The organism is Bacteroides nordii (assembly GCF_019930665.1).
Lineage (GTDB): Bacteria > Bacteroidota > Bacteroidia > Bacteroidales > Bacteroidaceae > Bacteroides > Bacteroides nordii.
The window spans coordinates 765,488-790,214 of the sequence record NZ_CP082886.1 but is presented as its reverse complement, the minus strand read 5'-3'; the positions used below and the strand labels follow the sequence as shown (position 1 = coordinate 790,214).

General features: G+C 40.3%; 19 protein-coding genes and 1 pseudogene. 18 read left to right on the top strand and 2 right to left on the bottom strand.

From position 1 onward, the window contains the following. Nucleotides 1-42 precede the first annotated feature (42 nt). The 9 genes and pseudogenes from mnmE to K8P02_RS03020 all read left to right on the top strand — a co-directional run bounded on the left by mnmE (nt 43) and on the right by K8P02_RS03020 (nt 8,784). Nucleotides 43-1,440: a tRNA uridine-5-carboxymethylaminomethyl(34) synthesis GTPase MnmE gene (gene mnmE / locus K8P02_RS03060; protein ID WP_007484588.1), complete on the top strand. Its 1,398-nt coding sequence runs from the start codon at nt 43-45 to the stop codon at nt 1,438-1,440. Between the two features lie 271 nt (nt 1,441-1,711). After that, complete coding sequence (locus tag K8P02_RS03055) at nt 1,712-2,590, top strand: helix-turn-helix domain-containing protein (protein ID WP_025867783.1); 879 nt, start codon at nt 1,712-1,714, stop codon at nt 2,588-2,590. A gap of 117 nt (nt 2,591-2,707) precedes the next feature. Continuing rightward, nucleotides 2,708-3,823 (top strand): annotated as a pseudogene (locus K8P02_RS03050) (tyrosine-type recombinase/integrase). 166 nt (nt 3,824-3,989) lie between these two features. Continuing rightward, on the top strand, nt 3,990-4,763 hold the full coding sequence (locus tag K8P02_RS03045) for a hypothetical protein (RefSeq protein WP_025867784.1): 774 nt from the start codon (nt 3,990-3,992) through the stop codon (nt 4,761-4,763). A 99-nt stretch (nt 4,764-4,862) separates the two neighbouring features. Then, on the top strand, nt 4,863-5,237 hold the full coding sequence (locus K8P02_RS03040) for a helix-turn-helix domain-containing protein (protein ID WP_025867785.1): 375 nt from the start codon (nt 4,863-4,865) through the stop codon (nt 5,235-5,237). Between the two features lie 2 nt (nt 5,238-5,239). Continuing rightward, on the top strand, nt 5,240-6,310 hold the full coding sequence (locus K8P02_RS03035) for an AAA family ATPase (RefSeq protein ID WP_025867786.1): 1,071 nt from the start codon (nt 5,240-5,242) through the stop codon (nt 6,308-6,310). Nucleotides 6,311-6,624: 314 nt separating this feature from the next. Then, on the top strand, nt 6,625-7,044 hold the full coding sequence (locus K8P02_RS03030) for a plasmid mobilization protein (protein ID WP_025867787.1): 420 nt from the start codon (nt 6,625-6,627) through the stop codon (nt 7,042-7,044). Further along, nucleotides 7,041-8,252: a relaxase/mobilization nuclease domain-containing protein gene (locus tag K8P02_RS03025; RefSeq protein WP_025867788.1), complete on the top strand. Its 1,212-nt coding sequence runs from the start codon at nt 7,041-7,043 to the stop codon at nt 8,250-8,252. Before K8P02_RS03030 ends, K8P02_RS03025 begins: the two co-directional genes overlap by 4 nt. A 4-nt stretch (nt 8,253-8,256) precedes the next feature. Beyond that, nucleotides 8,257-8,784, top strand: a complete 528-nt coding sequence (locus tag K8P02_RS03020; protein ID WP_025867789.1) for a membrane protein — start codon at nt 8,257-8,259, stop codon at nt 8,782-8,784. A gap of 97 nt (nt 8,785-8,881) precedes the next feature. On the opposite strand, the gene K8P02_RS03015 is transcribed toward K8P02_RS03020, so the two are convergent. Beyond that, on the bottom strand, nt 8,882-10,123 hold the full coding sequence (locus K8P02_RS03015; RefSeq protein WP_025867790.1) for a hypothetical protein: 1,242 nt from the start codon (nt 10,121-10,123) through the stop codon (nt 8,882-8,884). 193 nt (nt 10,124-10,316) lie between these two features. On the opposite strand from K8P02_RS03015, the gene K8P02_RS03010 reads away from it, so the two are divergent. The 9 genes from K8P02_RS03010 to K8P02_RS02970 all read left to right on the top strand — a co-directional run bounded on the left by K8P02_RS03010 (nt 10,317) and on the right by K8P02_RS02970 (nt 23,927). Beyond that, a complete protein-coding gene (locus tag K8P02_RS03010; protein WP_025867791.1) occupies nt 10,317-10,559 on the top strand; it encodes a helix-turn-helix transcriptional regulator in 243 nt (80 codons plus the stop codon). Nucleotides 10,560-10,586: 27 nt separating this feature from the next. After that, entirely contained in the window at nt 10,587-12,455 is a 1,869-nt protein-coding gene (locus K8P02_RS03005) for a site-specific DNA-methyltransferase (RefSeq protein WP_025867792.1), read from the top strand. Further along, on the top strand, nt 12,455-13,537 hold the full coding sequence (locus K8P02_RS03000; protein ID WP_025867793.1) for a virulence RhuM family protein: 1,083 nt from the start codon (nt 12,455-12,457) through the stop codon (nt 13,535-13,537). The genes K8P02_RS03005 and K8P02_RS03000 overlap by 1 nt, the downstream gene beginning before the upstream one ends. After that, entirely contained in the window at nt 13,534-15,897 is a 2,364-nt protein-coding gene (locus K8P02_RS02995; RefSeq protein WP_025867794.1) for a DEAD/DEAH box helicase, read from the top strand. The genes K8P02_RS03000 and K8P02_RS02995 overlap by 4 nt, the downstream gene beginning before the upstream one ends. 5 nt (nt 15,898-15,902) lie before the next feature. Further along, nucleotides 15,903-16,121, top strand: a complete 219-nt coding sequence (locus K8P02_RS02990) for a DNA modification system-associated small protein (protein WP_025867795.1) — start codon at nt 15,903-15,905, stop codon at nt 16,119-16,121. A 13-nt stretch (nt 16,122-16,134) separates the two neighbouring features. Further along, nucleotides 16,135-18,135: an AAA family ATPase gene (locus K8P02_RS02985; protein ID WP_223381974.1), complete on the top strand. Its 2,001-nt coding sequence runs from the start codon at nt 16,135-16,137 to the stop codon at nt 18,133-18,135. 6 nt (nt 18,136-18,141) lie between these two features. After that, nucleotides 18,142-19,728: an ATP-binding protein gene (locus K8P02_RS02980; RefSeq protein ID WP_025867796.1), complete on the top strand. Its 1,587-nt coding sequence runs from the start codon at nt 18,142-18,144 to the stop codon at nt 19,726-19,728. Between the two features lie 14 nt (nt 19,729-19,742). Then, nucleotides 19,743-22,991, top strand: coding sequence for a DEAD/DEAH box helicase (locus K8P02_RS02975; RefSeq protein ID WP_223381972.1), 3,249 nt, complete (start codon nt 19,743-19,745; stop codon nt 22,989-22,991). Nucleotides 22,992-23,195: 204 nt separating this feature from the next. Beyond that, nucleotides 23,196-23,927 (top strand): hypothetical protein, encoded by a 732-nt coding sequence (locus K8P02_RS02970; protein WP_025867797.1) that lies wholly within the window; start codon nt 23,196-23,198, stop codon nt 23,925-23,927. A gap of 193 nt (nt 23,928-24,120) precedes the next feature. Here K8P02_RS02970 and K8P02_RS02965 read toward each other — a convergent pair whose 3' ends face one another. Then, nucleotides 24,121-24,720, bottom strand: a complete 600-nt coding sequence (locus tag K8P02_RS02965; protein WP_025867798.1) for a hypothetical protein — start codon at nt 24,718-24,720, stop codon at nt 24,121-24,123. Nucleotides 24,721-24,727 lie beyond the last annotated feature (7 nt).

Below are 24,727 nucleotides of genomic sequence, written 5' to 3'. Positions count from 1 at the left end.
TCTACAGAAAATCCTATCTTTGCCTTTCAAAATGAAAAAAAAATGAATCAAGACACCATTTGTGCTATAGCCACCGCCCAAGGAGGAGCTATCGGAAGTATCCGCGTCTCTGGTCCCGATGCCATAACTATTACTGAACGTATTTTCACTCCAGTTAAAGTAGGGAAGCAACTCTCTGATAAAAAGCCATATACATTAACTTTCGGACATATACACAATGAGAAAGAGATTGTGGATGAAGTACTTGTCAGCTTGTTTCGTGCCCCCCACTCCTACACAGGGGAAGATAGTACTGAAATTACGTGTCATGGTTCTACCTATATTCTTCAGCAGGTGATGCAACTGCTTATTAAAAACGGCTGCCGTATGGCTCAACCCGGAGAATATACACAAAGAGCTTTTTTGAATGGCAAGATGGATCTCAGCCAGGCAGAGGCTGTGGCAGATCTGATTGCTTCAACCTCTGCTGCTACCCATCGTTTAGCCATGAGCCAGATGCGTGGCGGCTTCAGTAAAGAATTAGCTGACCTCCGTGGAAAACTTCTCGACTTCACATCTATGATCGAACTCGAACTGGATTTCAGTGAAGAAGATGTGGAGTTTGCAGACCGTTCCGCATTACGCCATTTAGCAGATGGGATAGAACAGGTTATCACTCGCCTGGTTCATTCGTTCAGTGTAGGAAATGCTATAAAAAATGGTGTTCCGGTAGCCATCATAGGCGAAACCAATGCAGGAAAATCGACCCTATTGAATGTTCTATTGAATGAGGATAAAGCCATCGTCAGTGATATTCACGGCACAACCCGTGATGTCATTGAAGATACTGTAAACATAGGTGGCATCACTTTCCGCTTTATAGATACTGCCGGAATTCGTGAGACTAATGATACCATCGAGAGTTTGGGTATTGAACGTACCTTCCAGAAACTGGATCAGGCCGAAATTGTGCTTTGGATGATTGATGCTACAGATGCGAAGTCACAAATGGAAGAGCTTTCAGGTAAAATTCTCCCACGTTGCCAAAACAAACATCTGATCGTAGTATTTAATAAATCTGACCTGATCAGAGAAGAACAAAAGAAAGATATAATTTCTCTTCTATCAAGTTTCTCCAAAGAAGACATAAGTTCAATCTTTATTTCTGCAAGACAGCGATCAGGTACTGACGAATTACAACAAACACTGATCGAAGCCGCCCACCTCCCAACGATTACACAAAATGATGTAATCGTTACAAATGTCCGCCATTATGAGGCTCTATCCCGTGCACTGGATGCCATACACCGGGTACAAAACGGATTGGATGCGAATATTTCCGGAGATTTTTTAGCACAGGATATACGAGAATGTATCTTCCATCTGTCGGATATAGCAGGAGAGGTAACAAACGATATGGTACTTCAAAATATATTTCAGCATTTTTGCATCGGCAAATGATGGCTTGGAAACAGCCATAACTAACTATAACCATTTAGAATAAAGTCGCTGTATTTCAGCGACTTTTCTATTTTAACACTTTCCAGTCCGTATTTGGAGATAACGGTTTTTATCCATATTTTTCTATCATATTTCTACCGCGACAGAAATTCACGGTTAGCCCGAATGTCACAGTGACGCATTAGTTGACGTGTGTTGACAATGGTTTACATGTGTTGGCAAAATCCGGGAGAAATAAGGAGAAATTATCCCCAATGTAAACAAGGAAAATATGGAAGTAAGAAAGATTTGTCAATGGTGTGGAAAGCCATTTATAGCCCAAAAGACAACGACCTGCTATTGTAGCCATCAGTGTTCCAATCTTGGCTACAAAGAACGCATCCGGGAACGCAAGCGGCAGTTGAAACGCTCGCAAGAGTTGCTACAACCTCGACAAGCCGCCGAGGGACAGGATTTCTTCTCTTTTGCCCAAGCAGCAAAGTTGATGGGCGTAACCAGACAATACATATATAAATTGGTAAAGGAATCCAAACTTCGGGCTTCACGCATCAGTGGCAAAAAGTCGCTCATTCGCCGTGCTGACATCGAACTAATGATGAAAACCAAACCGTATGAACGCATCATGCCTAAAGAGGACTTCGACATCACCGAGTATTATACTGCTGAAGAAATTGCAGAGAAATATAAGGTCAACGCCAAATGGGTGTGGACTTATACACGGCAGCACAAAGTTCCGAAAGTGAGAATCCGCCAGTTCAACTATTACAGCAAGAAACATATTGATGCCGCCTTTGCCAAATACGAAGTAGATTCCGACCTGACCGAATGGTACACACCGGAAGAGATTCAGGAAAAATACGGCATGACACGCGTCGCCATCCGTTCGCAGGTGTATCGGAACAATATCCCATCCAAGAAAGAACACGGACAAATCTATTATTCCAAACTCCATTTCGACCTATCCAAAACATCGGAACAGGAAAGCAAAGCGGAATATTACACAGTCAAGGAGGCTATGGAAAAATTCAAACTCTCCCGCGACTCTGTTTACGGAATTCTGCAATTCCATCAGATCAACCGCGAGAAGAACGGACGGTTCGTCCGATTCCTAAAAGTAGAGTTTGACAGGGTTATGGGTGTTCACAAATAATCTAATTTGTCGCTATCCATTAATTCTTCAAAAATTAATCTCTGCTGTATGTAATCTGCATGATTACACTACAGAGTTTTGCAAGCGAATTAATAATAACCATAAAAATATATTAGTATGCATGAATGTAAAACAGTAACGTTGAGAACACGTCCGTTAAAAGGTAGAATGATGTCTTTCTATTTAGATTATTATCCTGGGTATCGGGACAAAGAGACTATGAAAGTTATCCGTCATGAATCGCTTGGCATCTATGTTTATGCCAATCCGAGAAACAAACGAGAGCAGAATTTCAACGAGGTAATGACCGAGAAAGCCGAAGCCATCCGTTGTCGTAGGTTCGAGTCTGTTGTCAATGAACGGTATGACTTCTTTGACAAGTACAGACTCAAGGCAGACTTCTTGGAGCATTATCGCAAGCAACTCCGTAAGCATGACCAGAAATGAGAGTTTGTCTATCTGCATTTCAACAACTTCGTACATGGTAAATGTACTTTTGAAGAGATTGACATAGACCTTTGCAACAAGTTTCGGGAGTATCTGCTCACGGCTAAGAAACTGAGACGTAACGGACGCATAACACGAAACTCCGCATCGGGATACTGGTCTACCTTCAGGGGATTCCTGAAAATACTCTACCGCAATGGAATGATAAAGACCAATGTCAATGATTTTTTGGATAAGATTGAAACGGAGGATGTTGTTAAAGAGTATCTGTCTGTAGATGAACTGTACAAGTTGGCTGAAACACCGTGCAAGAAGCCCATTCTGAAAATAGCATCGCTGTTTTCATGTATGACCAGTTTACGTATCAGTGATATTCTCGCACTATGCTGGGAAGATATTGTAGACTACTCAGCCGGAGGGAAATGCGTACATATCATCACACAAAAAAACAAAGCGGAAGACATCATTCCTATTAGTGAAGAAGCGTTGGGATTGATAGGCTATAGTTCAGAAAAGAAAGGTTTAGTATTCAAGGGACTTATGCGTAGTTGGACGCAAATTCCGATGAAAGAGTGGATTCGTTCTGCCGGAATCACCAAAAATATAACCTTCCATTCCTATCGTAGAACATTTGCAACGCTACAAGCAGCTGCCGGAACGGACATCCGCACCATACAGAGCATTATGGCTCACAAGAGTATTACCACCACTCAAAGGTATATCAAAGTCGTGGATGCCAACAAACGTGAAGCCAGCAAGAAGATTACCTTGACACGGAAGGACTGACAGCCACTTATCCCTATTTTAAGCGGTTAGAGTATGATTTTTAGTCTGAAATCATACTCTAACCGTTATTTTTTACAAATATTGAGCGATTCGTCGTCACTAATTATATATATCTGGAATATAGCACATAACTTTGCCATATAACCATTTCAAATACTTGCAGTAGATGACAAATAATACTCAAATTCGGACCAAGAGGATAAGTTTTATTCTTGCATTATTGGTAATTGCCTATGTGGCAGTAGACACTTACCTATTCACTTATCATAAAATCAATACCACAACAATAACGACTCCAGTTATAATAGGCCTCGTGGTTACAATTCTATTGTGCGGTCTACTGCAACGATTTTTCTACACTTGGCTGACGAAGAATCCAATCAATTTTTCTTTTGACCGGCAATCTCCTATTATTACTGACTCTGGTTTCGAAATAAAAACCGATTGTGCAGATGAAACTAAAACTATTGAACAGCCCAATAATTCAGTTATAGATAATTATGATACAATACGAGAGAACATCAAAAAGAAAGAAGCAGAAAAACAAGTAGAAGTCATGAATGCTATTCGTGAATATGTAACTATTAAAACCGCACCTTATCTGTCCAAAGAAGCTATTGTAATCCTCATTTCTAATATTGAGTATATGGCCTGTGATAGATCCGATTTATACAAGCCCATTCGCTCCAATATAGATAATCCGCTGAGATCACCGGGACTTCGCCATCTGGCATGGAATGTAGGTGAACGCTTGGGAGTATCATTGGCAAAAAGAGCCGTTTTTATCAAGTCTTCATTTCCTCACGAACTCGAAAATGCGACTCTTGAATATCTCAAACTTAATTTGCGGGATCAAGTTCCTAGTCAGATTCCTATTGACGTGCCCGATAAAGGCGATTATCGCTTCCATTTAGAAACAGATAATAGTAACTCAGACTAAAAAAACGCATGCAGACGAAATAATTAATCCGGTCTGTATTGTTCTGCAAGGTTTCATTGAGTTGATTCGCAGCATATTAAACGATTAAAAGAGTATAATATGGAAAAAGACCAACTGACATTCAACGACCTGCCGACTGTGGTGGGCGAACTATGCGACAGAATCGCAAGTATGGAAAATCTGCTAACGGAGAAACTTTCCAAGCAGTACGAAACCAAAGAGAACACGCACGTCCCCATGACCGTACAGGAGGCTTGTGCCTATCTTAAAATGCCGTTGTCAACCTTTTATTACAAGGTCAAAAAGGACGATATTCCGGTTATAAAACAAGGAAAACATCTCTACATCTATCGTGATGAGCTGGACAGATGGTTGGAATCCTCCCGAAAAAATCCGGCTCCGCAAAGTTTCGAAGAAGAGAATAAGTCCATGCTCGCATCCCATCGTCGTAAACCGAACCTGAAAAACTGGTAACTATGGAGAAGGCGGACAATACGACTCCTTCACGTGAGGAATTAGCGGTTTATGTGGAGGAATCAATCGTGAGCGTAACAAATACCTACGAGCAGTCGCCAGTGGTGCTGATGGTAGACGATGCTGTTATCGGTACATTGGGAAACTTCAGTGCGTCCATCGGAAAAGCCAAAAGCAAGAAAACCTTTAACGTATCTGCCATTGTCGCATCGGCATTGAGAAACAGCACAGTTCTTCATTATCGATCCACTTTCCCCGAGAATAAGCGGAATATTCTGTACATAGACACGGAGCAAGGACGACATCATTGCCAGCAGATATTGAAACGAATCCTACGTTTGGCTGAATTGCCGGAAGACAAGAAGCCGGATAATCTGCTCATGCTGGCTCTGCGTAAGTTCTCACCTAAAATACGGCTATTGATAGTCGAACAGGCCATTGGCACAATACCGGATTTGGGACTGGTGGTAATTGATGGCATCCGTGATTTCCTGTATGACATCAATTCTCCTGGTGAATCTACCGATATTATCTCCAAATTCATGCAGTGGACGGACGACAGACAGATTCACATCCATACCGTACTGCATCAGAACAAGAATGACGAACATGCTCGTGGTCACATCGGCACTGAACTCAACAATAAAGCGGAAACCATTATGCAGATCGAGGTGGATAAAGAGGACAAGACTATAAGCGTGGTCGAAGCCGTGCATATCCGCGACCGTGAGTTTGAACCTTTCGCTTTCCGCATAAACGAGGAAGCCATGCCCGAACCGGTAGAGTCCTATCTGCCAAAAGAGAAGAAGACCGGACGACCAACCAAAGGACCGTTCGATCCGGACAAGGAGATTCCAAAGAATGTACATCGTCCAGCATTGGATGCCGTTTTTGCCAATGGCAACATCAACAATTACGATGATTATATAGTACGCTTGCAAGAGGGTTACGGATTACAGGGTATAAAACTCGGTTATAACAAGGCGGTAAAGGTCGCAACATTGCTCAGTGACAAACAAATGGTTATAAAAGAAGGGAAAGATTATGCCTTCAATCCAGAATACCATTATTGAGTTCAACTTTACTTTATTATTGGGGCGTATATATAAGAATAAAGCAAAGTCGGAGGAAGACATCATGTGAGATATTCATATTCTCCCCTCTTTTAGAGGCTAGTATCATCCTATGTTTCCTATCCGAGTGCCAGTTCACTATACGCAACCGATATGGCTTGCCGTGAAGCATCAACAGGTAACTGTTGCGAGATATGCCAAGGTATAACCTCACTACGTTACGGTTTTACATTGGCGCTCTCGCCTGCTCAGTTCCTTTGCCGGTGCGGTACTCGCAAGCTCGCACCTATTCAACCATTATAAAAACGATTCAAATGAAAGAAGATATTGAAAAAACATTGGATTCCTCGAAAGAAACAAGAGACGTCTTCATCGGGGCGAAAGTAACTCCTACCCAGAAGGAGTATATAAAATCACTAGCTACAAAATGCGGCATGACCGTAAGCGATTACCTATTGTCGTGCGCCTATAACTTCAAGCCCAAAGCGAGGCTTACAAAAGAAGAAGCGGCACTGTTGCAGAATCTGGACGATTGTCGGTCAGACCTCGTAAAATACACCTCCGCACTGCACGGAATGTCCACAAAGCAACGTGTAGCAATGTTCAATCAGATTCCGTTCATGGTCAGCTGGCTCAAGGAACTTGGCAATGTGGCCGAAAGTGTCTGCCAGTTCCTGAATGCAGTAAAAGAGAAGAACAAGATTCCGTCTAACCCCAAAATCGAAGAAGAATGATTGCAAAAGCCAAAGCCATATCGCACGGAATAAACGACATCCGTTACATTACCGGCGAATCACAGCACAAGAAACATCCGGAGAAAATCTATCGGGTATTGGACAATCTGTTGCCTTCAGAACCGGATGCTATGGGGATATGGAACTCCATGCAATTGACCCTATCCCAACACCGGCCGATAAAGAACTCGGTAATCAGAATCGAGTTGAGTCCGTCTCCCGAACATACTCAGTTCTATGACATGGAGGACTGGCAAAAACTTTGGCACGACTTCGCAGAGGAGTTCGACAAACAAGTGATTACCGGCAAGGACGGAAAAGTCCGTTCTTGCCAGACTAATTTGGCTAACAGCAAATACTCGGTCTGGCTGCATACGGAATCCAAAGGCGAAGTTCCCCACCTCCATGCTGCGGTCTGCCGTTTGGATGAAAATGGCAATATCAACAATGACCACAACATTCATCTTCGGGCGCAACGTGCAGCGGAGCGAGTGGCAAAGAAACGTGGCTGGACGACTGCGGCACAAATCCGAAATCGCAACATCCCACAAGTGAATCGGGACTGCATGGAGGTGTTGAGGGCAATGCCATCGTGGTCATGGGATGAGTACAAGAATGCTCTTATACGGAAAGGTTATACCGTCCATGAAAGAGAGGACAAGCAAGGTATTCTCCATGGTTATGCACTCGTGCAAGGGAATACCAAATACAAAGCTTCCGAATTGGGAGTAGGCAGAAATCTGATGGTCTCGAAACTTCCTGCGACATGGGAGAAGCTGCATCATCAGCCGACCACAACCATTAGGAACAATACTACCCAAGTCATCCAGCTGCCAACAGAACATAAGGCTGCTCCTATTGACTATACCCAATATCTCGCAGACCGTTCAGACATGATTCCCTATACCCTTACCCATGAAGGCAAGGAACACAAGGTCTATATTCCGGAAAAAGTTCTCGACTGCTTCAATGACGAGTTCGATTACAGGTTTGTTGCCAACTGTCAGGAACTTACCGATATGGCGGTGGCTATTTTTGTAGGACTGCTTGAAACGCCGAATGTGGCAACTGGAGGTGGTGGCGGAGGTTCACAAAGCGACCTTCCGTGGAGAGACAAGGAAGACGACGATTTGCAATGGGCTCGCAGATGCGCTCGTGCCGCCAGCCGTTCATTAGGAAAGAAAACAAAAACAGGATTAAAACGATAAGCCTATGAAAAAGAAATTTGATTTTTCCGCTGAAATGAATGAAGCGGAATCCATAAAAGCCACTCCCAAGAATGAATATCTGGAGGAAGAAAAACGGCTACTCAATGTGAACATCAAGGAACTTGCCAGCCTGAATGACAATGTGCATTACATGATTACAAATCTGGTAAATCTGCTCGAATTCCTCCGGGAGTACAAAGTGGCTATTGCACAAGGAACACAGGAGCAAGCCGAGAAATTTGGGCAAACTGTCCTTGATAAGTTCCTTCATCAAATTCAAGACAAATGTAATGAAACTGAGCGAAAAATTCGCAAGATAGACAGCCATATTTTCATACCGCACACGATATTCTATATCTTGATTATCATACTGGTTGTACTATTCTCTTTTTTCGCCAGCATCATAGTAGCGAATGTGGAGATTTTGCACTCGGCATTGATTTGGAAAGCTGCTATTGGTTGCATTCTTATGGCTACTTTGGGAATTGGCATTGCGGTAGCAATACAGAAGTTTTTGGATAAGGGTAAATAAACGATAAAACTGAAAAACAACATATGGGGCTATCCTCAAAAAGAGGATACCCGACTTTGGGGACAGCCCCATTTGGAACTACTTATTTTTGTGCTTTTCAAATTCTTTTTTTATGCTCTTCCAACCAATTCTTTAACTCTTTCTCTTGCTTAATATATGATTCTTCAAATATCTTGGCGATATAGTTCAATATGGCTATTTCTGAATCATCAAGAAATGTATTGGTTTCTATGTAAGAGAATTTATCGCAAATTTTAATTCTCGAAATATACGAGCCATCTTTGAATGGAACATTAAAATTGTTATTACCTCTATTCGCGAAGAAATCTTCATAATATGAAGTACCAATAACCGTATCCGAATGTGTCGCCTTAACATCAGAAGTGTAATGGAAGCAACCTTCAATATACACTTGCAGAATTTTTGTAGATGTCATCATAATAACTACTGCTAATCTATCCGTATATGACAGTAAATGCATTTGTTTGGTTATATCTTCGAATTTGCATCTGTCTATTATTTGCCAATGAATAATATTAAAAACTGCTTCATTTTGTTTTTCATGAGACATTATACTTTCTTTAAATTCCTGATAGATATTAGTTTGTTTATATAATTCGATATTTTCCAAGCCGATATATTTATCTACAAATTCTTCTGAATATGGTCTCGTTAGAAAATCTCCGGAACGCATCATCAACTCTTCATCCATTAATATAATGGGTAAAGGGTCTATAGCCAAACGATACATGGCAACGGCACCAATCGCCACATTCAAAATTTCTTCAAAATCTGAAACTATATTAAGATAAACTTTATCTTCACGGTGATCCGACCATGAATATCTTTGTGTGGTATAAAAGGATGAATAGCCTTGTTTATGCACATATTTATTTGTCTTTCTCTGAACAGTACGTATATTGTCAAAGAAAGCAGGGATTTTGGCTCTTATTTCTTTGAAGACCGGTTCATGTTTTCGTAGAAAGTCAGCCATTTTACCAGATTCAAAGCCGGGCTCTAATTTCTTCCACTCTATCATCTTTTCCGGATTCGCTGTTAGATATAGTGTGCCAATTGAAAGCTCAATGGATTGGCGTAGTGAATAAAATGCTGTATCAAAAAATCCTTTCTGAAAAAGGTATATTGAATTAGCTATCATTTGAGAAGCTTCATCAAAAAATCTATTTGCCCCAAAAGCATCAATTAATACTGTTTGAGCCCATGTGATATTCTCTATGTCCCAAAGGTAATCGGATGCATTTGGTAATATAAATTTTCGAACCATCCAACGGCCTGTTTCAAAGTCATCATGAAAATTGTCCAATGTATGCACTTCCATATTTATCAATAAACCAAGTTCTTGTTTGTGATTTGTCAGTTACAAAGATACTGAAAACAATTGTTGTAAACTCCTATTTGTGATTATTCTTGAACTAATTCGCAATTTTAATGGAAAATCATATTATTTGAATGATGCTGGAATGGAGTAAAATCATTACTTTTGCAGTATAAGAGAAATAATATAATCCAAAATGGAAACTATAAAGGATATAAATCGAATTAAGGTGGTTCTTGTGGAGAAGAAACGAACCAACAAGTGGTTGGCTGAACAATTAGGAAAAGATCCTGCAACGGTGTCAAAATGGTGTACCAATACTTCGCAACCGGGACTGGAAACATTATTACAGATTGCCAATGTACTTGAAGTTGATGTCAAGGAGTTGCTGAACTCCTCTTTGGACGAAAGTATTCAAATTGTCAGACTTGTCAAATAACAACATCAATCTTTAATCTTAAAGATAATGAACAAAAAAGAATTATACAACAGGATATTGCAGCTTGATGGTTTGACCAACGAAGAGAAATCTGAGTTGTTAGGACTGTTGCGCAAGCAGAAGAGATACGGATTGGTGTGGGAAGATAAGCCGGAAGATGTGGAGGAACGTCTACGCGAAGAATTGCCCGTATTGGTTGAAGATGCATCAAAAGCCATCATCAGTCCCGATGGCGATGCACCAAACCATATCCTTATCGAAGGCGATAATCTCGAAGCCCTCACCACCCTTGCCTACACGCACGAGGGCAAGATTGATGTCATCTATATCGATCCTCCGTACAATACCGGCAATAACGACTTCGTCTATAACGACCGCTTCGTAGACAAAGAAGATTCTTATCGCCACTCCAAATGGCTGTCATTCATAAACAAGCGTTTGCGTATTGCCAAACAGCTGCTTTCAGATAAAGGAGTGATATTCATCTCGATTGACGATAACGAACAGGCGCAATTGAAGTTATTATGTGATGAAATATTGGGGGTTGAAAATTTTATAGCAATACTTCCAAGAATAACCAAAGCGTCAGGAAAAACCACTGATAAAATAGCTCAAAATCATGATTACTTAATGATATATGCTAAAAGTGAGTCCCAGTGTACTATTGCTGGTATTCCCCATAATGACGAAGGCTTTAAGAATATAGATGAATACTATAAACAACGAGGAAAATACAAGTTGAATCAAACATTGGATTATGACAGTTTGTCTTATAGTTCAAGTCTAGATTATCCCATAACCATCAATGGTGAAACATTCTATCCAGGAGGGAATTACGCTCAATATTTGGAACGTCTGAAAGGTAAGCATAAAAGAGCAGACTGGGCATGGCGATGGAGTGAAGATTTATTCAATTTTGGATATAACAATGGGTTTATTGTTGTTAAAAACGGGAAAAACGGAAAACGAATTTACACAAAAACCTACCAAAGGGTATCTATTGAAAAAGCAGGAAACAATTATGTTGTAATTGAAAAAGAACGAGTTAAACCAGTTCAATCAATTCAATTAGTAAATAATATTTTTTCAAACGACAATGCTAAAAAAGAACTAGGAAGTATATTTGAAGATATTCCGTTTGATTATCCCAAACCAACTTCCATCCTGCGTTATATGTTACAAACTATACCAGATTGTAAAACCATCCTCGACTTCTTTGCCGGCAGCGGCACCACTCTTCACGCTACCATGCAACTGAATGCCGAAGATGGCGGTCATCGTAAATGTATTCTTGTAACCAATAACGAGAATAACATCTGCGAAGAAGTAACCTACGAACGCAACAAACGTGTAATCAATGGCTACACCACTCCGAAAGGGGAAGAAGTTCCGGGCTTGACAGGTAACACATTGCGCTACTATCGCACAAGTTTTGTCGGCAGAGGCCGAAGCATGAAAAATATGCGTCAGCTGATGAGTCTCTCCACCGATATGCTTTGCATCAAAGAAGATCTTTATACCGAGCAGCAGAAATTTGGCGAGCAACAGACCTACAAAAATGTATTCCGCTACTTCGACAACGGCAAAAAGCGTATGATGATTATCTACCGCGAAGAAGCTGTGCAGCAGTTGGTAGACTTGATTCAGAATACAGATTACGAGGACAGGATGCTCGTGTATGTGTTCTCTCCAAGCGAAGACCCATGGGAAGGCGAATTTGAAGAAGTTCAAGACAAGGTGCAACTTTGTGCCCTGCCACAAGCCATATACAATGCCTACCGTCGCATACTACCTAAGAAAAAAGACGAGCTTATTATCTCTGACGATACAAAAACAACCGTTCAGGAGAATATGCCGAATGGAATGTTGAACTTTGATGAAGAGGAGGATTTGTAATGAGCGAGCAGGAGAAGCACAAAAAGAAAAAAGAACAAGTGACGGTACGCAGCAGTGCAGCCGAATACCTGAACTATGTGGCATCTGTCGGTAATGACGAGCAGCAGATAGAGATACGTTATGAAGATGAAAACATCTGGCTCACGCAGAAACTGATGGCGATGCTATACGGTGTGGAAGTACACACCATCAACTATCACATCAAGAAAATATTCTCGGACAGCGAGTTGCAGGAAACGGCAGTTATTCGAAAATTTCGAATAACTGCTCCTGACGGCAAACAATACACTACGAACCACTATTCATTGGAAATGATTATTGCTGTCGGCTTCAAAGTCAATTCCGAGAAAGCCGTACAATTCAGAAAATGGGTAAATGGCATTGCCAAGGAATACACCATCAAAGGCTGGGTAATGGATTCGGAAAGGCTGAAACGCGGAACTTTTCTGACAGATAAGTATTTCGAGGAGCAACTGGAACGCATCCGTGAGATACGCATCAGCGAACGCCTGTTCTATCAAAAGATAACCGATTTATACGCTACCGCCATAGACTACGACAAGACAGCATTGGCCACCCACCGTTTTTATGCTACCGTACAGAACAAGATGCACTTTGCCGTCCATGGTCATACAGCAGCCGAACTCATAGTGCAACGGGCTGATGCAGCCAAAGAACACATGGGACTGACAACTTGGGCAGATGCCCCCTATGGCAAAATCAAGAAAAGCGATGTGACAATAGCAAAGAATTACCTTTCTGATGTCGAAATGGGACAATTGGAACGTATGGTTACGGCTTATCTTGATTTTGCTGAAACAATGACCCTGCGCCACATTCCGTTGACAATGGCAGACTGGGAGCAACGTCTGAATAATTTTATCAATCTCTTTGAATACGGTCTGCTGAAAGATGCCGGGCGTGTAAGTGCAGAAATAGCACGATTGCACGCGGAAACGGAATTTGAAAAATACAGAATCATACAAGACCAACTGTTTTTATCGGACTACGACCGTTTCCTGTTGGAAATGAAAGAGATTGAAAACAAGAGTCATGGGAACAAAAAGGACAAGAAGCAATGAAGAATTTAGTATATCAGCAGAGAGCAGTAGCCGAATTGATTGACAAGACTATCCGTCTACTGAATGCAGGCGGACAACGTAATAAACTGGTGTTTGAAGCAACGACTGGTGCCGGAAAAACTGTAATGGCTTGTCAGATGCTTGCCGGTCTGATGGATGAACTGCACGACCGTGGTGACAGTCGTTATCAAGAAGTCGCATTTATATGGTTTGCCCCACGCAAGTTGCACATACAGAGTTACGAAAAACTGAAAGAGGCTTTTGAGGAGACACGTACACTGCGCCCGGTGATGTTTGACGAGCTTGACCAAAACGAGGGAGTCCGCCCCGGTGAAATACTTTTCGTAAACTGGGAAAGTGTGAACAAAGAGAGTAATGTAATGGTGCGTGAGGGTGATTGTTCGCTCTCGCTCTACGAAATAACCTATAAAACGAAAGAAGACTTCGGCCTGCCCATTGTAGCTATCATTGACGAGGAGCACATGTTCTGGTCGAAGACAGCCGACAAGTCTGCTGCCGTGCTTGACAGAATCAATCCTATGGTGGAAATCCGCATCTCCGCCACACCTAAAACCGCCAACCCAAAGGAAAAAGTAACGGTGTATCGTCAGGATGTGATAGCCGCCGAAATGATTAAGAAAGAGGTGGTACTCAACCCGGAGATAGAACTGAATTTCAGCGATGAGCTGGAACTTAATGCCAACCTTATCAAAGCGGCTTCGGATAAACGTAACCAAATAGCAGAAGCATATAAGTCAGTAGGTTCAAACATCAACCCTTTGCTACTCATTCAGCTGCCTAACGATACAAAAGAAAATATGACGACGGAAGATGCTGCCATAGCCGATCAGGTAAAGAAGTATCTTGAAGTGATGTGTGGTATTACCACCGACAACCACCGTCTGGCGATATGGCTTGCAAATGAGAAAGAGAATCTGACCGATTTAGAAAAGCCTGACAACTTGACTGAGGTACTGCTTTTCAAAGAAGCTATCGCCTTGGGTTGGGACTGTCCTCGCGCTGCCGTGCTACTTATATTCCGCAAGCTGCAAAGCGACCAGTTTACTATTCAGACTGTTGGTCGTATTATGCGTATGCCGGAACAGAAGCATTATCCCAAAGAGATGCTCAATGTGGGTTATGTGTTTACTGATATAGCTAAAGACAAGATACAAATCGTCACAGCCGATGCCGACTATATCCTGAACAACACTGTTACAGCCTACCGCCGTGAGAATTTGAAAAATGTATGGTTACCAGCCTGCTATGCGGAACGTCCCAATATAGAACGTAACTATTTGGGACCTGACTTTCGCAAAGTGCTCTATGATGAAGCGCGACATTTCTGGGACTTTGCAGAAGGCAATTTACTGTTCTCGTTAGAGGAATTGGCCAAGCTGGATAATACTAATGACGAAAGCGGTCCATTACCTGAGACTGATGACCTAAAAATCAATGAAAACAGGAAAAAGGTAACCAACTCTTTGCGCCTTGATGTCAAGAACATCAACATTGAGATACCGCAAGACGTACATTTCCAGAACGAGGAACAGATATTAGAAGTTGATACCGTAAAATACGCAAGAAAAGCTACTGAGATTGACCGCGTGTTTATGGCATACATCGCCACAAAAGGGCATCAATTCGAGAGTAAAGGTCGCGCTGACAAAATTGCAAGTTATCTGCTTGAAATATTGGCCGACTTCTTCGGTATCTTCGACACAGACGCAAAAAAGGTGGTGTTATATCATTTGAACAAGCCTAAGTTTGACCGCATTATAGACTCGGCGCTGGAAAAATATGCCAGACAGCGCGATAGAGCCAAGAAAGCATCTGCAGCCAAGAGAGTATTCAAAAAATACGATTGGGAGGTGCCTGAAGAACGTACTTACGACAATGACACCAATCATATAGAAGAAAGTCGGAATCACGCACTTCTGCCATTTGTACAACTCAATCAAGCATCAAATCCGGAAAAGAACTTCATAGCTTATTTGGAGCAAAATGAACAATATATAGATTGGTGGTACAAGAATGGAGACAATGGCAAACAGCATTACGCCATAGAATACAGCACCGACAATGAAAATGGTAAGTCGTTGTTTTACGTGGACTTTATCATCCGCATGAAAAACGGTCATATTTATCTGTTCGACACCAAAAGTGCAGGCAGTGACGCATTTGCGCACAACAAGCATAACGCATTGTTGCAATACATCAAAGAAAACACATCAGACGAAACACCATTGTCGGGCGGTGTGATCTTACAACAAGGCGAGAACTGGCTGTACTCTCCCCTTCCTATTGAGAATACCACAGATACATTGAACTGGAACTGTTTTTATCCACAAAACGCATAAGTATTATGGCAAAAGGAATAGACCCTAAATTTGTGCATTACGGCATCCGCAAGGATGATCTTGCAATGATAGAAGCTATCTGCGCTACCGAAGATATTGATTTTGATTGGCTGAGTGAGGACATTTTGAAAGCCTACCATGCCAAGAAAGTAGATGTAATAGAGATGAATGATGGCGATACGGAAGAGATAATCCGCAACGCCATACAGAAAATACGTCAATAAATGAATTTACGCCATGCTCATACAAAGAATAAAGATTAGCAACTTCAAGACCTACCTGTCGCTCGACCTCGACTTGACGGTAGATGACGACCGCCCGATTATACTCATCGGTGGTTCAAACGGTGGCGGTAAAACCACCCTGTTCGAAGCTATAAGCGGTGCATTGTATGGATTGAAAATAGAGAACAAGGAACACTTTATGGAATTGCTCAATCAAGGGGCAGTCAATCGGGTGAAGCCAGAAATCAGTCTGCAAATCACCTTTGTTGGCAAAGTGCTTGGTCAGCAACAGAAGTATATCCTAAAACGCATATACCAGCTTAATCCACAAGGTCGTCCGCTTGAAAGTGTATCGCTGAACATGAACGGCAATATGTATGTGTATGGCACAATGACTGCACCCAAAGAGAGGGTGCGGGCTGAACAGGAAATCAGCAAGATAATCAAGGCCAACCTGCCGCAGGAATTGAGCCAGTATTTTCTGTTTGATGCGATGCAGTCAAGCGAGTTACTGAAAAAGAATGTCTTTCAGCAGACCATACGCGACAACTTTGAGAATGTGCTTGGCTTCAAAAAGTATCTGCAACTGAAACGTGCAGCAGAGAAATTACAACAGGAGTGGGCAGAGCAACGATTAGAAGCAGAAAAAGAAGCCAAAGAATACAACTCGTTATGCAATCAGAAAGAGCAGTTGGTAATTGATTTGAACACTTGCCTTGCAGAGCAAGACAGGTTGTATAAATATATGTCATCGGTGGAAGATGAATACCAGCGAGCTAAAGATGGTGCACAACAGGCTGCCAACCTAAGCAAACGTATACAGGACGTTGACGGTAAGATACGAGCCATAACTGAGGAAGCTGCCACTTATGCAGAAAACTTAAAGGCATTTATAGACAACATAGAAATCAATGTGTTCCTTCCCAAATTGGCCTCCAACCTTTCTCAGGAAATCAACAATATATTACGAATAAAGGAACAACTCCAAAAACAGAGCACCGGTGCCTATCCGATTGAGACACTTCGTGATGTAATGTCAAAAATTATAGATTATTTAAAAGAACTGTCGCTATGCAGTCAAGCGGTGGATGAAGAAAACGTGGTTTCACATATTGTAGCCATGCAGAATACAACCAATGCAACAGACCCATACGACTACCTGAACACTACGGAGGTAGATGTACTCCGAGAACTGCCGAAAAAGGGTAATGGAAACCAATTTGTTTCCATCGACCGCAAAAGACAGGATATGGAAATAAAACTTGCCAATCTGGATAATCTCAGAACAGAGAAGCGCACACTTGAACAGACACAGGCAGGTGGCAACAATATGCTAATTGCCAATTATGAAGAATCCAAACGTACTCTGGAAAAGTTGAAAACGCAAGAGGATAATCTCAAAAACGAAATTCAGCGTTTGGAAAAACGAATCCACCAATACGATGTACAAATACAGCAAGAACCGGATGTAAAATTTGACACACTTGTTAAATTGCGTCCATTCTTTGATAAGGTTGCCGACAATCTGTTGAAGAAGAAAAAAGCACAGATAGAAACAGAGATGCAGTCGCAGCTCAACCGTTTGCTTGTATCTTACAAAGGACACGTTGGACGTGTGGAATTGTCGGACAGCATGGAGAATTTCAACATCAAGCTATATCATAGTGCCGGTAATGAAATATCGTTAAACCAACTGAATGCCGCATCCAAACAGATATTCATACAGGTGTTGCTAAAAGTGCTGCGCAACCTTGGCGACTACAATCCGCCTGTTATGATTGATACCGTGATGGGTGTGTTGGATAATGAAAGCCGTGACGCTTTGATGGAAGAATATTTCCCACAGTTGGCTGAACAGACTATTCTGCTCTGTACCACATCTGAAATACGTACGGATAGCGACTACATCAAACTAGAGCCATTCATATCGAAGACATATACTCTGCATCGTAATGTTGAGGAACAAAATACAACCATAGATGAAGGCTATTTTGGAATATCCCTTAATCAGTAGACAGTTATGAGCATAATAAATTTTTCAAATACCCGTCAGATGGAGGGGATTCTTGACGAAATCAGTCAAGTAAAGGAACTTATTGAAAGTAAGATAAACTTGTCGCGCACTGCAGACAGAGAGAAACGTGCTAGTCTAACCACAAACAAAGTAATGCGTATTTGCTTTATAGTCGGTTTGAGTTTGACTACAGAACGCAAGGAGGAAGATTACAAGGATATACAGCTCTCTGCTACATCGGCACGTATCGTTCCGAGTTTCTTTACGATGCACGATTTATCTACCTTGTACTCTGCGTTACTAAAATTGCGCTACGCCAGTCTGAATATAGATTGGTCGCAAAATGCCGTGTTATCTCGCATCATTGCCGCTGAAATGCTGCGTGGTAGAAACTACCTATTGGCTGATAACAATTTGGATTCCATCTTATATGCAGTAAACAATAAGGTGGCAATGGTAAAAGATATTCCTGCGCTGAACTTGATTATCGGCAACTATGGTGATGTTGAGATGGAAGCCACTCTCGACATCAACAGCCGAGACATTACCAACTCACAAATCATTATTGCCGGTGCTACGGGTTCAGGAAAAACGAATCTGCTTGCAGTGTTGATGCAACAGTTCAGAACATTATCGTCAGAATCGCAATATCCGGTAAACTTCCTGCTTTTCGACTACAAAGGAGAGTTCAGCGACATTCAGAACAATCACTGGCTTTCACATTTTGATGTAGATCGCAGCTGTATCATAGACCCGATTGAGCATCCTCTACCATTCACTCCGTTCAAGGACCTCACAGACCGCCCTATCAATGAGATAAACCTATATTCATCCGAGATGGCTTCGGCTCTATGCTCAATCGACCGAGTATCAGCCAGTGCAAATATGAATAACCGATTGAGCGAAGCCATTGTAGAGGCATACAAGAAAACAGAAGGTGCACCCATAACATTCAACATGATGTTGGAAGAATATCAAGCCAAGATGACAGACGCCGGAAAGGATGACAGCATTTCATCTGTACTGAAACAGTTGGTGCGTGCTAATATCTTCGAAGAGGAAGATAAAGCCAGCCTTATCGATGACTGTTACATCATAAAAATGGACGGCTACCCCAAAGACGGCCCGATAGCAAAGGCTATTGTCTATTTCATTATCTCAAAGCTCAACAACATATATGAACAGATTGAAAAACAGGCAACAAACGAGGATGTGGTGCAGATTCGTCATTTCTCTATCATAGATGAAGCCCACTATATGCTAGACTTTGATAACCGCCCGTTGCGAAACCTTATTGCTGTAGGCCGAAATAAGGGATTAAGTATCATTCTCGCCACTCAAAATATGAGTAGCTTCAAAAGTAAAGGGTTTGATTTCTATGCTAATGCCCAATATCCACTTATAATGAAGCAACAGACTATTGACGATAAAGTTATCAAAGACCTATATGGTGTCAGTGGGCAAGAATTGCAAGAAGTACGAACTGCCATAGCTGGACTCCAAAAAGGCGAACTGATTATCAAAGACCAAATGGCATTCGCACTTGGTATGGGCAAGAAGTATAAGAAAATTAATGTGACACATTTAATATAACTACTTGATCGATTATGATAAAGTTACCTATTAAAATAGTTCAACTTTTATGGAGTTGTGGAAATAACAAAGTCGAACATCTGAACGGATATGATAAAGAGCTTAGTAAAGCTACATTTGATATTGTTTCCACATCACCCTTTGTTATACAGACAGATAGCGTCAGCATCCTTCTAACGAGAGATGAGAATGACCCTAATATTGAAAATTATCAATATGCTGTACTAACAAACAAAAAACCTCGTAAAAGTGAATTTCTAAAAGGGAATATTTTGTCAATCAGATGGATAAAACATCCAACGTTCACAACTTTGCATCCAAATGAAATAGCGGCTTCATGGAAAGGAAGATTTCTTTACAAAAAGGAAGATATTCCAAATTCTATCTTTGGGCTTCGAGCTCCGCAACTTGGAGCTATATATGCTTTTATGTCTAAGGCTCAAATTCACCATGGCAGAAATATAATAGTAATGCCAACCGGAACAGGAAAGACAGAAACAATGCTAAGTATTCTCATTGCGAATCAATGTTCCAAAGTACTCATAACTGTTCCATCTGATGCATTGAGAGACCAATTGGCAAATAAATTTATCACATTAGGAATACTTCCAAAGTATGAGATAGTTGCTAGCGATTGCATCTATCCTAATGTGGGAATTGTCAAAGAAGGCATGGATTATAATGGATGGCATTCTTTAATCGAAAAATCTAATGTTATAATTACAACCATGCCACTTATTACAAATAGTGAATCAACGATCATAGATTTATTACGGGCAAATATAAGCCATCTATTCATTGATGAAGCACATCATTCTGAAGCTAAAACATGGAGCGAATTTATTGATTCTTTCGATGACGAGAAAGTCACACTATTTACTGCTACCCCATTCAGAAATGATAGTCGAAGATTAAGAGGAGATTTTATTTACAATTTTTCTTTAAAAGATGCGCAGTCACAAGGATATTATAAGCCAATAAAATTTATTCCGATAAGGGAGTATGATCTGATTCAAGCAGATAGACATATTGCAGAAGTGGCGGTCAATCAACTTCGTTCTGACATAGAGAACGGATACGATCATATTCTTATGGCTCGATGTAGTACAAAACAAAGAGCCAAGGAAGTAATGGAAATTTATCAGCAATACTCTGATTTGAATCCAGTGGTAGTATTTAGTTCAATGCCTAATCAAAAATCAATTCTAAACGGCATAAAAGATAAAAAGCACAAAATTATTGTTTGTGTTAATATGCTGGGAGAAGGATTTGATATGCCAGAATTAAAAATTGCAGCAATTCACGATGCCAAACAGAGTTTGCCAATTACATTACAATTTATAGGTCGATTTACACGTACCTCATATGACTCCAATCTTGGAAATGCAAGTTTTATTACGAATATAGCTTATCCTCCTATATTGGAAGAACTTGAAGAATTATATGCAAAAGATGCAGATTGGAATAGCTTGTTGCCACTTCTAAATGATGGGACTACTGAACAAGAAAAAGATTTTAATCAATTCATTCAATCATTTGGAAATTTAGAATTATCAAAAATTCCATTTCAGGGTATAAATATTCCATTAAGTGCCACAATTTATAGAACTTCTAACACATGGAATCCGAAAGCATGGGAAGATATACTATCTCCTGAAATTTATGACTATCGGTTTGGAAGTAGTACTGCAGAGGGGGACACATTAGTTGTAATTGGTGGAAGCATTGAAAATGTTGATTGGGGTAACGTTGAATGTGTACAGAATTTGCTATGGAATATCCTTGTCATTCACAGATATTGTACGCCCAATTATAACCATGCCTATGTCTACAGCACTTTGAGTGAGACTGACGAGATTGTTAAGGCTATTTTTGGAGAAGATGACACCAGTAAAATTTCAGGACATTGCGTATTTCGTGTCTTTCATGATGTAAGGCGTTTTGCTATTGCTAATTTTGGCGGCAGAAAAGCTCGTATAGGAAACGTTTCTTTTAAGTCCTATTATGGTAAAGATGTTCAAGAAGGCATTTCTATGACCGAACAAAAGCAATTAACGGCAAACAATTTATTCGGGAACGGCTATAGAAATGGTGAACGAACTAGTGTGGGATGTTCTGTAAAAGGAAAAATTTGGAGTCACACAAGAGGTAATCTACTTGAATATACGAAATGGGCTAGAATGATTGGAAAATTAGTCGAAGATGAAAGTATTGATCCAAATTATTTTATAAAAAATACTTTAAGAGTTTGTACAATCTCTGAATTACCTCAAATTGCGCCTATTGCAATTGACTGGGATCCAGAACTATATAGGGATTATCCAGAGCATGGCATTTACTTAACACATAATGCTATTGACTATCAATTATGGTATGCTACTATCGAATTGGCAAGTTGTGAAATAAAAAATACAATCACATTTAATATCCTTATAGAGGATTCTAAATTCACTTACATGATTGAATACTACGAAAGGGATAATCACAAAACATATCATGTTAAGCAAGTAAGTGGAGATAAGCTAAAAATGAGATATGGGACTCGTCTTTATAATGATATTTGCGATTATTTTAATAATAATGATGCAGTTCCTGTAATTTATTTTGCTGATGGTTCGTGCCTTTATGCCAATAATTTAGTGGGTACAAATTCTGATATAGCCCCATTCCCACAAGAAAAATTAATAGGTATTGATTGGGCTGATACTAAAATTGAGAATGAATCACAACATGTAGTACCTTATGAAACAGATTCAATTCAATATTTCTTCTCTAAATATATTTGGGATCAATTTGACTTGATTTACGATGATGACGGTAGTGGAGAAATTGCAGACTTGATTGGATTCAAAAATGAAGATAATGCAATACACATGCATCTATTTCATCTTAAATATGCACATGGCGGGAAAGTAAGTAATATGATATCTAATTTTTATGAAGTTTGTGGACAAGCTCAGAAATGTCTAAAATGGAATGATAGAGATAAAAGTCGCCAATTGTTCAATCGCCTTTTTGCGCGTAAAATAAAAAAATATCAAGGAAGAGAATGTTCAAGAATACTCAAAGGTTCCGAAGAAGAGCTCGAACAATTGAGTTCACAAATTAATTGGAAAAAAGATTTGATTATGCACATCAACATTGTTCAGCCAGGATTAAGCTGTTCAAATCCAAGTTCAGATATACTTAATCTATTAGGTTGTGTCGCCTCATATATTAAAGATGTCTCGAATATTGATTTAAACGTATATTGCAATCAGTAATTCGTGGATCTTATTTAACCCCACAAATATAATACTGCACCAACATTAATGCTCGTGCAGCATTATTAAATCATTTTACATCAATTGGGAGGATGGCAATAGTTGTACAAATTTCAAAAATTGAGGAGAAGTACAAACCAAACAGCGAAACAATAGATATAGTATCAAAATGGTCATAACTGTTACGATAAAAGACATATTATTATGAACGGAGACTTTGCAGATATTCAATACGCACAAATCAGAGAATACAAGTATGCTCAATGGTTTAAAGAGGTACAATACAACGGAAAAACACTTTCGGAATCAGAGCGTAAAGAATTTATTTCTGTCATAGATAGCACCATCGCCCAATACTCCGAGGGACTTCCGTTAATGACAAATATTCTAGAAGATACGAAAGAAAAACACGATGAATACCACAAAATAGACCGAATTGTTGTCTCCGTCTACCTATTTGTCCTTATTACAATGATTGACAGTATGGTAGCCGGGAAATACTTCATTCTTGCTGACCGCGACTATGACCGAAGGTTTATGCGCGGAAAATTGTTTGTAATCCTTAATGAAGGCTTCAAAAAACTTTATGGTTTTAATGAGAAATCCCATAAGAAATCAGAATGGGACACACTTCTGCCCATAATGAAGTACTTTCCGGAAGTAATCAATCGTCAATATCAGGAATTAACATATCTCCTCGAAAACCAATCACATACCTCTTCTTGGTGGAAAGATGAACGTAACTTTGAAACCCATCTTGACTCAGAGAATTTATATAAATCACGACAGGAAGAGATTGTTGAAAGCAAAGTTATGATGGATTCCCTAAAACTTTTTAATACGCTGATGGCTGTAAGCAATTTTCTAGGTAATGTTCACACTTGCCTTTTCAACTTCCTTGTTAGAAAATATCACAAAGGTGAATTGTCTGAATGAAACGTATTGCGGTCTTTTATAACATATTGTCAGCATATCATTTAAAACAAATACAATCCACTGAGTGCTTATGAATCTTTGATTCGCGATGGCTATCACTATGACAGAGTAGCTGCGACACGAATGCATTCCCCCCATCCGGACGAAAAATACTATACCTAAAATAATTATTCGCAGAGAGTTTTTCTATATGTTATTCATCATCTTCATCAAGATATGTCCAGTCTTTAGTAGCATATTCCTTTTCAAACTCCGCCAAATCTCCCTTAATGCGTTCTCGGAAGCTCTCTTCGCTATCATCGCCACTCATCATCCAATCTACGCGAGTTGCATATATTTCTGCTATGCGCATTTGCCGATATGCCTCCTTCATTGCATTTATCGTCTCATCTGACAGTTCCAATACATCAGCATCATCCGGATAACGATCATAACAACAATGATAGATTGAGTATAATACTGGAATTTGTTCACCATCAGGAGTATCAGACATATTATGCGTTGTTGACTGGAATATTATGTCATCTGCGATAAAAAGGTCTGCATATTTTTGTTCTGCCTTGACGATAGTTTTATCTCTCAGGAGAAAAGATTCTGCATCTTCATAACTAGCAAACTTCATATAGCTGTTATAGTTATGGAATGAGCTAAAGCTATCTTTCTCATAAATTACCCAATAATCCATATGCTCTTTCTCTGGCTTTGGCTGTAAAGCTCTCGCAATATCACGCTCCATAGTATCTGCAATTTCACGTATTGCATATGTGCTCCTATCAAAATATCCTCCACTCATAGTTATT